The 14132-nt window shown below is 61.6% G+C and carries 11 protein-coding genes; 3 read left to right on the top strand and 8 right to left on the bottom strand.

Features of this window, described 5'->3' with window-relative positions:
• From HMPREF9463_RS11110 to HMPREF9463_RS04780, 8 genes are all read right to left on the bottom strand, one after another.
• Nucleotides 1-423, bottom strand: a 423-nt coding sequence (locus HMPREF9463_RS11110) for a helix-turn-helix domain-containing protein (RefSeq protein WP_052044082.1), incomplete at its 3' end; no start/stop codon positions are given.
• A gap of 76 nt (nt 424-499) precedes the next feature.
• The gene (locus HMPREF9463_RS04810; RefSeq protein ID WP_022093887.1) at nt 500-1294 is read right to left on the bottom strand and encodes an ABC transporter ATP-binding protein; all 795 of its coding nucleotides are present in this window, start codon (nt 1292-1294) and stop codon (nt 500-502) included.
• A complete protein-coding gene (locus HMPREF9463_RS04805) occupies nt 1287-2210 on the bottom strand; it encodes an ABC transporter permease (protein ID WP_035137531.1) in 924 nt (307 codons plus the stop codon). The genes HMPREF9463_RS04810 and HMPREF9463_RS04805 overlap by 8 nt, the downstream gene beginning before the upstream one ends.
• Nucleotides 2211-2414: 204 nt before the next feature.
• Nucleotides 2415-3395, bottom strand: coding sequence for an ABC transporter substrate-binding protein (locus HMPREF9463_RS04800; RefSeq protein WP_035137530.1), 981 nt, complete (start codon nt 3393-3395; stop codon nt 2415-2417).
• Nucleotides 3396-3554: 159 nt separating this feature from the next.
• The gene (locus tag HMPREF9463_RS04795; protein ID WP_035137529.1) at nt 3555-4343 is read right to left on the bottom strand and encodes a hypothetical protein; all 789 of its coding nucleotides are present in this window, start codon (nt 4341-4343) and stop codon (nt 3555-3557) included.
• A 250-nt stretch (nt 4344-4593) separates the two neighbouring features.
• Nucleotides 4594-5997: an asparagine--tRNA ligase gene (asnS, locus tag HMPREF9463_RS04790; RefSeq protein WP_035137528.1), complete on the bottom strand. Its 1404-nt coding sequence runs from the start codon at nt 5995-5997 to the stop codon at nt 4594-4596.
• Between the two features lie 136 nt (nt 5998-6133).
• Nucleotides 6134-8068: an acyltransferase family protein gene (locus tag HMPREF9463_RS04785; RefSeq protein WP_035137527.1), complete on the bottom strand. Its 1935-nt coding sequence runs from the start codon at nt 8066-8068 to the stop codon at nt 6134-6136.
• Nucleotides 8069-8302: 234 nt separating this feature from the next.
• The gene (locus tag HMPREF9463_RS04780; protein WP_035137526.1) at nt 8303-8866 is read right to left on the bottom strand and encodes a PTS sugar transporter subunit IIA; all 564 of its coding nucleotides are present in this window, start codon (nt 8864-8866) and stop codon (nt 8303-8305) included.
• A 243-nt stretch (nt 8867-9109) separates the two neighbouring features.
• Between HMPREF9463_RS04780 and HMPREF9463_RS04775 the strand changes: the two genes are divergently transcribed.
• The 3 genes from HMPREF9463_RS04775 (at nt 9110) to HMPREF9463_RS04765 (ending at nt 14124) form a co-directional block, all read left to right on the top strand.
• Nucleotides 9110-10012 (top strand): alpha/beta hydrolase, encoded by a 903-nt coding sequence (locus tag HMPREF9463_RS04775; RefSeq protein ID WP_035137525.1) that lies wholly within the window; start codon nt 9110-9112, stop codon nt 10010-10012.
• A gap of 382 nt (nt 10013-10394) precedes the next feature.
• Nucleotides 10395-12806, top strand: coding sequence for a ferrous iron transport protein B (gene feoB, locus HMPREF9463_RS04770; protein WP_084591781.1), 2412 nt, complete (start codon nt 10395-10397; stop codon nt 12804-12806).
• Between the two features lie 121 nt (nt 12807-12927).
• Nucleotides 12928-14124, top strand: a complete 1197-nt coding sequence (locus HMPREF9463_RS04765; RefSeq protein ID WP_035137522.1) for an MFS transporter — start codon at nt 12928-12930, stop codon at nt 14122-14124.
• Nucleotides 14125-14132 lie beyond the last annotated feature (8 nt).

The raw sequence follows: 14132 nt of genomic DNA, 5'->3' as shown, positions 1-14132 counted from the left end.
CGCTCCTCGACCTCCTGCTCGCGGGTGCGGGCCCGGGTTCGACCTCGACCCCTCGGCCTCGCCCGTCGGGCGGGCCGCAGCGCCTCGGCCGCCGCCCTCGCGGTAGAGCCTGCACCAGCGCTCCAGCGGGGACTTCGACCTGATCCCGAACTCGGCCATAGCGTCGGCCTTCGCCATCCCGCCGTCGACCACGGCCGACGCCGCGGCGACCCTCTGCTCGAATGTGTACCTGGATTGTTTCCCGCCCATGGACAGCAGCGCCTCGCTTCCGAACGCCCGGTATACCCACTGCCATTCTCTCACGGTCTCGCGGGGGACGGACAGGGCCTCGGCCGCCGGCTTGCAGCCGACGCCGGCGTCGAAGAGCTCGACGGCCCGCCTCCTGGACTCCAGGTCGTGCTTCACCCTGAGGTCTATACTCATGGAAAACCTCCCATTTCCCGATGTCCAAGAAATGGGAGGCAGTTCACAGTCCCCTTTGTGGTGGTTTTCTAGGTCGTTAGCTCAGCAGCATGCGGTCGTTGGCGAGCTCGCCGCCCGAGACCTCCTCGAACTTCTGCAGCAGGTCGGCCACGGTGAGCGACTTTTTCTCGTCGCCGGCCACGTCGTAGATTACATGGCCCTCGTGCATCATGATCAGACGGTTGCCCAGACGGATGGCGTCGTTCATGTTATGCGTGACCATGAGCGTGGTCAGGTGGTTCTCGTCGACGATCTCCTCGGTCAGGTTGAGCACCTTAGAGGCCGTCTTGGGGTCGAGGGCCGCGGTGTGCTCGTCGAGCAGTAGCAGGCGCGGCTTGGTGAGCGTGGCCATCAGCAGGGTGAGTGCCTGGCGCTGGCCACCCGAGAGCAGGCCGACCTTGGCGTTGAGGCGTGTGTCCAGGCCAAGGTCCAGGCGCTTGAGCAGCTCAACGTACTCGTCCTTCTCGGCCTTGGTGACGCCCCACGAAAGACCGCGACGCTGGCCACGGCGCTTGGCGAGGGCCAGGTTCTCGGCAATTTGCATGTCGGCTGCGGTGCCGCGCATGGGGTCCTGGAACACGCGGCCCAGGTACTTGGCGCGCTGCGACTCGCTCAGACGCGAGATGTCGGTGCCGTCGAGCTCGATAACGCCCGAATCGAGCGGATACACGCCGGCGATCATGTTGAGCAGCGTGGACTTGCCGGCGCCGTTGCCGCCGATCACGGTCACAAAGTCGCCGTCGTTAAGGGTAAGGTCGACGCCGGTGAGTGCGCGCTTTTCGGTGACGGTGCCCTTGTTAAAGGTCTTTTTGACGTGCGAGAGCTTAAGCATTTGCCTCATCTCCCTTCGTATAGGAGCTGCGGAGCTTGTAGCGCTCCCAAACCACGGGCACGCACAGGGCCACGGCAACGATCACGGCGGAGAGCAGCTTCATGTCGTTGGCATCCATGCCCAGCTGCAGCACGATGGCGCGAATGAGGAAGTACACCACGGAGCCAAAGACTGCAGAGGCAAGACGGACGCTAAACTGCGTCAGACCGCCGGGCAGCAGGCGGCCGAGCACCTCGCCGATAACAATGGCGGCAAGACCGATAACGATGGCGCCGGTGCCCATGCCAATGTCAGCGTACTTCTGGCTCTGGCAGATGAGCGCACCCGAAAGGCCGATAAGGGCGTTAGAGAGCACGAGGGCGATCATCTTGGTGGAGTTGGTGTTGACGCCCAGGGCGCGGATCATGTACTCGTTGTTGCCGGTGGCGCGCAGCGCCGAGCCAATCTCGGTGCCAAAGAACCAGTACAGGATGGCGACGATGGCCACGGCCAGCACAATGCCCAGGATGATGGCAACGGTGGACTGCGGCAGGCCCGTCATGTGGCTGACGGATGAGAAGATGGTGCCCTTGGCAAGGATGGGCGTGTTGGATTTGCCCATGATGCGCAGGTTGATGGACCACAGGCTGATCTGGGTGAGGATTCCGGCGAGGATTGCGGGAATCTCAAAGACGGTGGTCAAGATGCCCGTGACGGCGCCGGCGATGGCACCGGCGCACATGCCGGCCAGCACGGCGAGCAAGGGGTCGACGTTATTGTTGACGATGAGCACGGCGCAAACACAGCCGCCGAGGGCAAAGCTGCCGTCGCAGGTCATATCGGGGATGTCGAGCAGGCGGAACGTGATAAACACGCCGAGCACCATGATGCCCCAGAGGACGCCCTGCGAAACGGCGCCCTGCAATGCAATGAGCATGCTTCATACCTCCTAGGATAGGGTGGACACGTGATTTTCCATAATAGCGGTAACACTGCATAAAAGAGCTGCGGCCGGATGTTTTGTCTCATCCGTAACAAGCAGGGCGAACGCCGGTCTTTGGCGTCCGCCCCTGTGGCTCAGATATTGAATAGCACGGCAACGGCGCGAGCATGAGCCCTAGGCACATCGCCGCGCATGCCGCTACGCGTCCAGAGCGGAGAGGTCGATGCCCAGGGCCTCGGCCATCTCGTCGTTCTTGACGACGACCAGGTCCTTGCTCGAGAGGTGCTTGATCGGCATATCCTCGGGCTTGGCCTCGCCCTTCAGGATCTTGACGGCCATCTCGCCCGCGGCGTAGCCCAGGTCCTCATAGTTGATGGAGAGGGTGAACAGACCGCCGGCCTTACACATGCCCTCCTCGCCGGTAACGAAGGGGAGCTTGTTCTCCTTGCAGATCTGGCCGACCTGCGAGGCACCCGCGGCGATGGTGTTGTCGGTGGGGGAGTACAGCGCATCGACCTTGCCCACGGCAGACTCGACGACGGACTGAATCTCGTTAGAGCTCGAGACGGTGAAGTCGGTGTACTCGAGGCCCAGCTTGTCGAGCTCCTTCTTGGCGGCCTTGATCTGGACGTCGGAGTTGGACTCCGCAGTGCAGTAGAGCAGGCCGACCTTCTTAACGTCGGGCAGGACCTTCTGCATCATCTCGAGCTGCTCGGCGACCGGGGTGAGGTCGGAAGCGCCCGTGACGTTGGTGCCGGGCTTGTCGTTGTCCTGGACCAGGCCGGAAGCAGCGTAGTCGGTGATGGCGCAGCCAACGATGGGGATATCGGCGGTGGCGCCGGCGGCAGCCTGCGCGGCGGGCGTAGCGATGGCATAGATCAGGTCGACGCCGTCGCCTACGAACTTGTCGGCAATGGACTTACACGTGGACTGGTCGTTCTGGGCGTTCTTCTGGTCGATCTTGACCTTGAGACCGCTCTTCTTGATGGCCTTGACGAAGCCGTCGTTGGCGGCATCGAGCGCGGAGTGCTCGGTGAGCTGCAGAACGCCGATGGTGTAGTCGGAACCGGCGGCAGCGGAGCCGGAACCAGAGTTGCCGCCGCATCCGGCGAGCGGAGCGAGCGCGAGCAGGCCAGCGGAGACAAGAAGGCTCCTGCGGCTGATGGTGATGTCCTTCATATCATTACCCCCAGTATAAAAATGGCTGGAAACACTGCACTAGGAAAAAGTGCAAGTGGGACTATAGTAACGCCGATGTCCATTTTTACAATAACCTGGCGGGTTTTTTAATACTGAACCGGATGGGCGGTGCTGAGGAACGACGGACGGTAACGGGGCTTATGCTGCGGGTGCGGGGCTGTCTTCTTCGTCTAGCGCGGCAAAGAGTTTCTTGCCGTCGAGCAAACGCGTGCTGACGTTTCTCATGCGGCTGATCTCAACGGTGCGCAGGGTGTCGTCGGCGCCTCGGGTGTCGTAGACCGTTCCCAGCAGATACGAGACGCCATCGCGCTGCCTGATGGCAAAGGGCCGGACCGTCATCCGTACCACCTCGATTTCGCCTCGGGTCAGGACGTTTGTGATATCAAAGCTGACAGTTGTTCCATGGTCGATGGCCTGTTCGACGAGTTCGCACGTGTCGATACGCTTGGCGTGCGGACGCGTTGTCTTGACGGGTGCGTCGTTGGCGGCCGGTGCCGGTTCGGGCATATCGAGATAGTCGCGAACATCGGCGCTCGCCATGGCGACCAGGTGCTGCGCCATGCTCTTTCGAATGGCTATGGGCGTCGATCGGTTGCGCATGACCATGCCGTGGAGCCGTATGATCTCTTCGTCAGCAAGCGGGCGGGTGAGGAGTCGATAGCCCACGCCGCGCTTATAGTCGATTTCGTATCCAGCGTGACGAAGTGCAGATATCGAGGTATAGATGCTGCGGCGTGCCGCCGAGATGGGCATGCGGGCGGGGTCGTCGGGATGGGCGAGGAGCTCGACCAGCTCGTCGGAAAGCAGCGCCTTGTCCTCGCCGGTGTTCTCGCTCAAGAGCTGCAGGATGCGTACGGCGCGATAGGCTGCCATCGAGGCGGAGCCCCTGGTCGTGGTTTCGTAGTTTTCAACAACGGCTTCGGTCATAGTGCCCACGTCCTTTCCCTTTTTTGGCGATGGCAGATCAGAGCCTAGGGCGCGGAGCCTGGCCAAGGACACGTGACGCCTTGGACGGTCGATGGTTGCCGGCAAACGGCGGGTCGAGTTTTCAACAACCCTGCCTAACTGACCAAAACCTTGCCAAAAGCTTGACGGATGCTGTTGAAAAAAGCGCCCCTCGGCTTGCCGAGAGGCGCTGGCGTGATGCGCTGGAACGCGTTTGGTGGCGCTATGGCGATTAGAAGTCGGCGTTGCCCACGGTGCGCGGGTGCGGCAGGACGTCGCGGATGTTACCCACGCCGGTGAGGTACATCACCAAACGCTCGAAGCCCAGGCCGTAGCCGGCATGCTTGCAGGAGCCATAGCGACGCAGGTCCAGATAGTACTTGTACTGCTCGGGATTCATACCCAGGTCCTTGATGCGGGCCTCGAGCAGATCCAGGCGCTCCTCGCGCTGGGAGCCGCCGATAATCTCGCCGATACCGGGAACCAGGCAGTCGGCGGCGGCGACGGTCTTGCCGTCCTCGTTCATGCGCATGTAGAACGCCTTGATCTCGGCCGGGTAGTCGGTCACAAAAGTCGGTCGCTTAAAGTGTTCCTCGGTCAGGAAACGCTCGTGCTCGGTTTGCAGGTCGATGCCCCAGCTCACGGGGTAGTCGAACTTGTGGCCGGCGGCGACGGCCTGCTCCAGGATTTCGACGGCCTCGGTATAGGTGACGCGGGCAAAGTCGGAGTTTGCCACGTGGTTCAGACGCTCGACCAGGCCCTTGTCCACAAACTTGTTGAGCATATTGAGCTCGTCGGGGCAGGTGGCCATAACGTCCTTAAGAACGTGCTTGAGCATGGCCTCGGCGTTGTCCATGTAGTCGTTGAGGTCGGCGAAGGCCATCTCGGGCTCAATCATCCAAAACTCGGCGGCGTGGCGCGTGGTGTTGGAGTTTTCGGCGCGGAAGGTGGGGCCAAAGGTGTACACGTCGCCAAAGGCCATGGCAAAGTTCTCGGCATTGAGCTGGCCGGACACGGTGAGGCTTGCATGCTTGCCAAAGAAGTCCTGGCTCCAGTCGACCTCGCCGGACTCGGTGAGGGGCGGATTTTTGGGGTCGAGCGTGGTCACGCGGAACATCTCGCCGGCGCCCTCGCAGTCACTCGTGGTGATGATGGGGGTGTTGACGTAGACAAAGCCCTGCTCCTGGAAGAAGCGGTGGATGGCGGCAGCCGCGACAGAGCGGATACGGAACACGGCGCGGAACAGGTTGGTGCGCGGGCGCAGGTGCTGTTGGGTGCGCAGGAACTCGACGGTTGCGCGCTTTTTCTGCAGCGGGTAATCCGGAGCGCTGACGCCCTCGACCTCGATGGAGGTGGCAGAAAGCTCGAAGGGCTGGGGCGCATCGGGGGTCAGCTTGACGGTGCCGGTGCAGATGAGGGCGGCAGAGACGTTTTGGTGGGCGATCTCGTCATAGTTGTCGAGCGCCTCGCGGTTCATGACGACCTGCAGGTCGCGGAAGCAGCTGCCGTCGTTGAGCGTAACGAAGCCAAAGTTCTTCATGTCGCGGACGGACTTGACCCAGCCGGCAACGGTGACGGTCTGGCCACCGAGCGACTCGGCATCGGCATAGAGCTGCGCGATTTTGGTGCGGTTCACGTATCCTCCCATAACGGTTGTACGGATTATTTCCAAACAGTTAACCATTCTAACCCGCGAGTGGGGGCGTAGCAAAACGTCAAGCTCGATGTATGAGCGTGACGTGGGCACCGCGCAAGCGCCGATTTTGCGGTGCCTAGTGTCCGCAGATGGCTTGACGTATGAGGGCTGCGTAGGTGTCGATTCCCGCCTGGGTGAGGTGTGTGCCGTCGTCGACAAGGTATTCGCTGTGGCCCTCCGAGGCGCCGTTCCAGTCGATGACGCCGGCGTTGTCGTTTTGGGCGCATACGTCGCGGATCGTCTGGTTGTTGCGGTCCTGCAGCTCGAGCGGCACGCGCACGGTCACAAAGTAGATGGGTTTGCCGCTCACGGCATTGATCACGTCCTGCACCTGCTGTGGGTCGCGAATAAGGCCATTGGTGCCAAGTGCACAGATGACCACACTCGGGTCGTAGTTGGCGCTGTCCTGCGCGTAGACATCCTGGAAGGTGTAGAACTGGCGGCTCACCACGCCGTCGATGTACGCGTTGGGAAGCACCGCCTGAATGCCAGGTTGGGCACCTGCGGTGACCGAGTCGCCGATCATGAGCACGCGGGCGTCGCAGGTTCCGGTTGCCTCGTCGTAGGTAAAGCTCTTCCAGTCCAAGTTCTTGGGGACCTTTTCGGCGATAGGTCCCTCTTTGGGTTTTTGCTTGGTGGCGTCATCGGATGCGGTGTCGCTGGGCTGGGAATCTTTACCGGATGTGGGCTCGGCGCCCTTGTCGTTGGCTCCGTTGTCCTGGGACGAGGTCGCGTTCTGGGCAAGCTCGGGACGGAGCTGCTCGGCGCGGGCGGTGGCGATGCCTGCCCAGTCAAGCGGCGCGAAGGCAAGTGCGGCGACGCATGCAGCGCCAAGCGCGGGGAGCACCATGGCGGGCGCGAGGACGTGTTTTCTTGCCGTGCTGTCCTGTTGGACCGGCTTGTGGGACCAAGGGCGTTCGACGAGGCGATAGAAAACCTCGGCTACCGCAAGAATCAGTACAAGTTGTAATACCTGCTCCCACCAGGCGATGCGGGTAGTGCGGGTTGCGGGGTTCATCAGAAGCAGTAGGGGATAGTGCACCAGATAGACCGAGAACGAGCGCTGGCCCAGCCAGACGAGCGGCTTGACCGACAACAGACGGCGCACGATGCATTCCGTATTCTGCACGCAGATGATGAGGAGTCCGGTGACGAAGGCAAACAGCAAAAAGCCGCCGCGGTAGAGCCAGACGCTCTCTCCGGTCAGCATGAGTGCGCCGGCTATAACGGCAACGAGCCACGCGATAGAAATCGCATTGACCTTTGAGATGCCCTTGTTGGCGCCGGGGATATGGATGTCACCGCTCAGCATCTCACGCAGGCGCGGCGCTGCGATGGCGGCTAAGGCTCCGCATAGAAGCTCGGCGGCACGGGCGTCGGTTCCGTAGTAGACGCGCGATGTGTCGGCGGTGGGATTAAACATGAGGACCATGGCTGCCGTCGATACAAGCGCGAATGCGATCGTGATGCCGATGGCGGTGCTGCGCGACCTGGTTTTGCTGCACAGTGCCATAAGGATGACCGGCCACACCAGATAGAACTGCATAGTGACGGCGCAGAACCACAGGTGCGTGAGCGGCGAGGGGAGCCCCGCGGCGGCGAAATACGAGACGTTGCGGAAGATGTAGAACCAGTTGCTCAAAAAGAGTGCCGATGACAGGGCGTCCTGCTGCACCTTAGGGAGTAAGCTCGGGGCTGCGATGTAGGTGGCGATGGCGGTAAGCGCGATGGTCACGACGATCGGCGGCATCATGCGCGCAATGCGGCGGCAGATATAGCGCGGGTATGAGAATCCGTCGCGTGCCGTAGCCCGCATAATGCTTTTGGTGGCGAGATAGCCACTCAGCGTAAAGAAGAGTGTAACGCCCAAAAAACCGCCGGTCAGGCGGCTGGGGCGAAGGTGATATAGGACGACGCCGGCGATGGCGAGGGCGCGGAGCCCGTCGAGCGCGACGATGCGTTGGTTGCGTTGAGGCGCGGCATGTACGGCGCCCGTGGGTGTGTTTTGCATCGATCTTCCTCCAATGTCGACCTAGCAGTCTAGCGCTCTGCGCGGACAAAGGAAGGGGGTTCGTGCGGTTGAACAACATGTCGCGGGGCGATGTCTCGCTATGCAAAAGCCGCACCTGCGTTGATGCTCAGCTGCCTATATAGAAACGTTTCAGAACCTCTACATAGGCAAAAACAACAACACAGGTGCGGCAAAGACGCACAGGCGGTTGACCCGTTATGTGACGGCGGTCTGCTACTTGGTCTTGGCAACCAGCAGCGGGTCGCCAAGCTTGACGAGCGGATTGCCGCCGATAAGCGTGCCAGACTCGCCGACGTGGTCGATGCTCTTGAGGCGGTCGAGCTCAGAGACGATGACGGTCACGATGTCCTCGTGGCCGGCGGCTTTGATGGCGTCGCGGTCGAAGCTGATGAGCGGCTGGCCGGCCTTGACCACATCGCCCATCTCGACAAAGCGGGCAAAACCCTTGCCGTTCATTTCCACGGTGCCCAGGCCAACATGGATGAACACGCGCAGGCCGTCCTCGGTGATCATGCCGATGGAGTGGTTGGTGACGGTGGTGGCGCCGATGCGGCCGTTGGCGGGCGCGTAGATGGTGCCGGTAATGGGCTCGATGCCATAGCCCTGGCCAAGCATGCCCGAGGCGATCGTCTCGTCGGGAACCTCGTTCAGGTTGACGAGCACGCCGTTGACGGGGGCATAGATGACGCCTTCGCGGGTAGCGAAGCTTGCTGCGGGCGGAACGGACGCCTCGCCGGTCGAGGTGAAGGTGGACTTAAGCGAATCGAGCAGACCCATAGTTGCCTCCAACTTAAATAGGCGCATATCGCGCGTTTGGTTTGCCGGAAACGTTTCACATGTGTTTCGCGGCTTGGTCAACGCCCCTATTCTACGCTGCTCAACGATACCTCTGAACTGGGATTATGTGATATATCAGTTGAAGGGAAACTTATTGCCGGAGTGTTTCTGCGCCACGGGTTCAAGTGGGGTACGCTTGAAGGCGAAAAACAAGGGCGCATAATTTGCGCGAAGGGAGCACATATGATTGTCGAGAACCATGCGCTGTGGGGCGAGGAGCCGACCGAGGATTATCCGGCGACGTTTACGTATTTGGGTGCCGAGCCGCTGCCCGATAAACCGAATGGCCGCCGCCCCGCGGTGATTATCTGTGGCGGAGGTGCGTTTACGCATATCGCTCCGCATGAGCAGGATCCTGTGGCGTTTGCGTTTTTGGATCACGGTTACCAGGCCTTTGTGCTCAACTATGTCACGAGTTCTACGGGTGACGTGAGCTTTCCGCACCCCCAGGCAGATCTTGCCAAGATGGTCGCCACGGTGCGCGCCAACGCCGACGAGTGGCATGTCGATCCTAAGCGCGTGTGCGTCGTGGGCTTTTCTGCTGGCGGCATGATTTGCGCCTCGCTGGCAACACAGTGGAAGACCGGCCCCTTTGCGGCACTTGCCGGGGCGCGTCCGGACGACATTCGTCCCGATGCCGTGGTGCTGGGCTATCCATTGCTCGACTTTGCCTATGTGCGCGACATGCAGACGCGCGATCCGCGCATTGACTTGCGTGTGCCCAAGACGGGCGGCAAGACGGGGCGCGATTTGCTCAACGACTACCTGTCGATGGTGACGGGCGGCGAGGCAACTGACGAGCATCTGGCCGACATCTGCCCCACCACGCATGTTTCGCGTCAGATGCCACCGACCTTTGTGTGGGGCGTGTCCGACGACAAGACGGCGCCGATCGCGCAGGTCTATCCGTTTGCCCAACGCATGGCGGAGGAGGGCGTCGCTTGCGAGATGCACGTCTTTGACCAGGGCGGTCACGGCCTTTCGCTCGGCAACGCCAACACCGCGGTCGACAACGAGGACAAGCAGGTGGCGGTCCGCCCCTGGATCCGCCTAGCCTTCCGCTTCCTCGAGCGCCACGGGTTTTAGTTACGGCGTTTTACCAAACGCCGTAACCACTTGACGCTGCAAGCCCGCCAGGGCGGCAATCTGCCTTTCAGCTTCGGTGGCATGACCGGAAGGTCAATGCCACCTCGCTTCAAGGCACCTTGCTCGCTCTGGCGGGCTTTCGCTGTCGGTTCCAAGACATCGGCATCGTCCTAGCTGTCAAGGGCTTGGCGTAGGTAGTCATTGGGGACGTTCTTAAGCGACTAGTCGAAAGGGACACTCTTGCGGCACTTGGCACTCGGGGACGTTCCTTTTGTGCCGGCACTTGGGGACGTTCCTTGCAGCAATCTGTCGATTGAACGTCGTTGTGTGTTCACGCTATCATGTAAGTTTAAAATTGGTTAGCCATGGCAAACGGTTAGCCATGGTGAACATAAATACAACGCCCTGCGGGCGCCGGGGGAGGAACACGGACGTGAAGCTCGATACACTCGAGATTGGAAAGGACGCCGTTGTCGCATCGGTGGCATCGGACGATCAGGCACTCCGACAGCATATTTTGGACATGGGTCTAACGCCGGGCACCGAAGTCACCATGATGAAGTATGCCCCCATGGGCGACCCGCTCGAGATTCGCCTGCGTGGCTACGAGTTGACACTGCGTAAGGACGATGCCGCTCGCATCGAGCTCGTGGGTATTCACGACACCGATACGGGTCCGCGCGCTAACGCCGCAATCGGCACGACGGAGCATCCGGCCCTGGGCGAGGGGACGTATTCGCCCCGTGCGGCAAAGACGGCCGTGCCAGAGGGCGCGCCGCTGCACTTTGCCCTCGCCGGCAACCAAAACTGCGGCAAGACCACGTTATTCAACCAGCTGACGGGCTCCAACCAGCACGTCGGTAACTTTCCCGGCGTGACGGTCGACCGCAAAGATGGCACCATCCGTAACCATCCCGAGGCGAGCGTTACCGACCTGCCCGGCATTTACTCCCTGTCGCCGTACACAGGCGAGGAGGTCGTGAGCCGTCAGTTCATCCTCGACGAGCGTCCGGACGCCATCATCGACATCATTGACGCCACCAACATCGAGCGTAACCTGTACCTGACACTGCAGCTTATGGAGCTCGATCGCCCCATGGTCATCGCGCTCAACATGATGGACGAGGTGACCGCCAACGGCGGCGCCGTGGACGTCAACTTGCTCGAGAGCCTGATGGGCGTGCCTGTTGTCCCCATTAGCGCTGCCCGCAACGAGGGCATCGGCGAGCTGGTGGACCACGCCCTGCACGTGGCGCGGTTCCGCGAGCGCCCTGGCCGCCTGGACTTTTGCGCGCCCGACGGTCCGGACGGCGGTGCGCTGCATCGCTGCATCCACGGTATTGCTAACCTGATCGAGGACCATGCCGTGACGGCGCACATCCCGGTGCGCTTTGCGGCGACCAAGCTGGTCGAGGGCGATGAGCTGGTAACCGAGGCGCTTCACCTGGATCGCAACGAGCTCGACGCTATCGAGCACATCATTACCCAGATGGAGGGTGAGGCCGGCACCGACCGCCTATCTGCGCTGGCCGATATGCGTTTTAGCTTTATCGGCGACGTGTGCGGGCGTTGCGTCGTCAAGCCGCACGAGAGCCGCGAGCACGTGCGCTCCGTCAAGATTGACCGCATCCTGACAGGTCGTTACACAGCCATTCCGGCGTTTCTGGTGATCATGGGCCTCGTCTTTTGGCTGACGTTTGGCGTGATCGGCGCGGCGTTGCAGGGACTCATGGAGGACGGCATCGCTGCCGTCATCGCCTCGGCCGATGCGGGCCTCAAGGCGTTCGGCACCAACGACGTGGTGCGCTCGCTGGCTGTCGACGGCGTGCTTACGGGTGTGGGCAGCGTGCTGACCTTCCTACCGATTATCGTCGTGCTCTTCTTGTTCCTCTCCATTCTGGAAGACTCGGGCTACATGGCGCGCGTGGCCTTTGTCATGGATAAGGTGCTGCGTCGTTTTGGCCTGTCGGGCCGCAGCTTTGTGCCCATGCTCGTCGGTTTTGGCTGCACCGTGCCGGCTATCATGTCGACCCGTACGCTCCCATCCGAGCACGACCGCAAGATGACGGTCATGCTCACGCCGTTCATGAGCTGTTCGGCCAAGTTGCCGGTCTACGGCCTGCTGTGCGGGGCGTTTTTCCCACAGGCGACAGTTCCTGCCATGGTCTCGCTCTATCTGATCGGTATCGTGGTCGGCTGCATTGCCGCCCTGGTGCTCAACCGCACGGCATTTAAGGGCGACCCGGTGCCGTTTATCATGGAGCTTCCCAACTACCGCCTGCCGAGCGTCAAGACGACAGTGATGCTGGCATGGGATAAGGCCAAGGACTTTATTACCAAGGCCTTTACCATTATCTTTGCCGCTACCGTGGTCATCTGGTTCCTGCAGACGTTCGACATTCGCTTTAATGTGGTCGCCGATCAGTCGCAAAGCCTGCTTGCGGGCCTCGGCAGCATCATCGCGCCGGCGCTGGCGCCGCTTGGGTTTGGCGACTGGCGTGCGTCCACGGCGCTCGTCACCGGACTTATCGCCAAGGAGAGCGTTATATCGACGCTCACGGTGCTTTTGGGCGCGACCTCGCCCGCGGCACTGTCGACCATGTTTTCGCCGTTTACTGCCTATGTGTTTCTGGTCTTTACGCTGCTGTATCCGCCCTGCGTGGCTGCCATCGGCGCCGTCAAGAGCGAGCTGGGCGCGCGCTACGCCGTTGCCGTGTTCGCGTTTCAGGTGGCAGTCGCCTGGATCGTGGCGTTTGTCGTGCATTCGGCGGGCATATTGCTGGGGTTGGCTTAGTTATGTATTGACGGCGCAACCTCTGTGTATCGAATTGTTTTCGGCCCTGCATCTGTTGCTGACGGATGCGGGGCCGTTGCTATATAATCGCCTCCACTCAAAATGATTGGAGACGTTATATATGAGTCAGGCAAGGCAAGACGGCATCACGCTCAGGCAGTGGCTCCCGCTCGTCGGGCTCACCTGCTGTGCGTTCGTGTTCAACACGTCGGAGTTTATGCCCATCGGCCTTTTGACTGATATCGCCGCGTCGTTCTCGCTCACCGAGGCCCAGGCGGGCATCATGATCTCGGTCTATGCCTGGGGCGTCATGCTGCTGTCGTTGCCGCTCATGGTGTTCGCTTCGCGTTTCGAGTTCAAGCGGATGCTGCTGGGCGTGCTCGCCGTGTTCTCGCTGGGCCAGTTTCTGTCCGCTGTGGCGCCGACTTATCCCATCCTGGTCTGCGCGCGCCTGGTGGTCGCTTGCGCACATGCCGTGTTCTGGTCGGTCGCCTCGATTATGGCGTCGCGCCTGGTTGACACACGCCACGGGGCGCTCGCCATCAGCATGATCGCCACGGGCTCTTCCATCGCGCAGATCTTCGGCCTGCCGCTCGGCCGCGCCATTGGCCTGGCCGTGGGCTGGCGTATGACGTTTGCCGTGGTCGGAGCACTGTCTGCTGTCGCGGTCGTCTACCAGGCGACCGTGTTTCCAACCATGCCGGCGGGCGAGCGCTTTACCGTCAAGCAACTGCCCGAGCTGCTCAAGAACCCGTTACTGATCGCGCTCTATGCGGTCACGGTGTTCATGGCAACTGGCTATTACACGGGCTATAGCTATATCGAGCCTTTCCTGGCTCAGGTCGCGCATGTCGACGCAAGCGCCATCACTATGACGCTGACGGCGTTCGGCTGCTCTGGTCTGCTCGGAAGCTGGCTATTCGGCCGACTGTTCGATGGGCACCGCTTCCCGTTCCTCGCGATTACGCTCTCCGGCGTGCCGGTGGCCCTGCTGCTCATGGGCCCGGCCGCATCGTCGCTCGTGGCAGTGCTTGCCGTCTGCGCGCTGTGGGGCTGCTGCGCCACGGCCTTTAACGTGGCGTTCCAAGCCGAGCTCATCAAGCACACGCCGGCAGATTCGTCGGCCGTCGCCATGTCGATCTTCTCGGGCCTGTTCAATTTGGGCATTGGCACGGGTACCGCGATCGGCGGAGCCGTGGTTTCGGGCCCCGGTATCGCCTGGATCGGCTTCGCGGGCGGTGCGATCGCTGCCACGGGCGTCATCCTCGCCATCACGGTGATGTTCCCGGCCATTCGCCGCGCAAAGCCTGTCGCCTAACCACGTCC

It is taken from the genome of Collinsella sp. 4_8_47FAA (assembly GCF_000763055.1).
Taxonomy (GTDB): Bacteria; Actinomycetota; Coriobacteriia; order Coriobacteriales; family Coriobacteriaceae; genus Collinsella.
The sequence above is the reverse complement of the archived record's forward strand: the minus strand, read 5'-3'. Positions and strand labels throughout refer to the sequence as shown.